Origin of the sequence: Paramesorhizobium salinisoli (assembly GCF_003335045.1) — a bacterium.
Taxonomy (GTDB): Bacteria; Pseudomonadota; Alphaproteobacteria; order Rhizobiales; family Rhizobiaceae; genus Paramesorhizobium; species Paramesorhizobium salinisoli.
This window is the reverse complement of the sequence record NZ_QOZG01000086.1, coordinates 1-1,028: the sequence shown is the minus strand read 5'-3', so window position 1 is coordinate 1,028 and position 1,028 is coordinate 1. Positions and strand designations below refer to the sequence as shown.

Sequence of the window (1,028 nt, the reverse complement as noted above, 5' to 3'; positions counted from 1 at the left end):
CTGTCAGCGTCTACGCGCGCTCGGATAATTCCAGCGTCCCGATCGGTGAGAAGGACTTCGGCCTGACGGCCGCCGGCTCAGTGCCCGCCGGCAAGGTTCTTTCGGTGATTTCGCTGGACGGCGATCCTCTGACGGCGAACACGCCGCATCTGGTGCAGGCGACCTATCGGACGGCGGACGGCCAGTCGATCGGCACGCAACCCGTCACCTGGACGATCGATCCCCCGGTCACCGGCGTCTCCATCGGCCCGTCGCCGACCACCACGGGCGCCGACGGCAAGACCGTCACCAGCATCGAATACACCGGCTCCGGCACGGCTACGGCAACCGTGAAGGCCAGCGCCGGAACCACGCCGGATATCGGCACGCTCCAGGTCGATTTCGCACAAACCGTGAGCCTGCCTGGCACCGGCACGATGCAACTGGCAGGGCCTGACAACACGCAGGGCCTGACGGAGGGCACGCCCTACAAACTGACGTGCACCTATCAGGATAAGAACGGCAATCTGGTCCCGGCCAACACCAGGGTGCTGTGGTACGCCGCGCCGTCGGACAAGCTCGCCTTCAGCGGCGGCAGCGGTGCCCAGCAGGGCGATCCCGCCAACACCTCCTACACCCAGGGCGCCACGGGCCAGGCCACCATCAATGTGACGGCCCAGGCCGGCTCCAATATCGCCGATGCGGTGATCGGCACGACGGGCATCTTCAACCCGGCAGCCGGTGCTTACGACCATTCCGATCCCGATCTCGTGCTGGGCTTCGCAAACAAGTCGCTCCAGGGCATCATGCTCGACAAGCCCTTCGCGCACAGCGCGCTGCCAAAAAACGACGAGGTCGTCCCGACCGACCTGACCGAGGTGGTGGCGGGCCGCATCGCGCTCAGCGGCAGCGGCAACGCCAGCCAGCCTGTCCGCCTCATTCCAACGCCCGGCCAGGCCGGGCTCACGGTGTGGCAGACCACCGATCTCAAGACCCCCCTGACGCTGCAGTATGACGGCACGCAAAAGCAATATTATTATTCCCTGACC

The 1,028-nt window shown here is 65.9% G+C and carries 1 protein-coding gene; it reads left to right on the top strand.

Going from position 1 to position 1,028, the window contains the following annotated elements:
• On the top strand, positions 1-1,028 hold a 1,028-nt coding region (locus tag DUT91_RS25960), incomplete at both ends, for a hypothetical protein (RefSeq protein WP_160113724.1).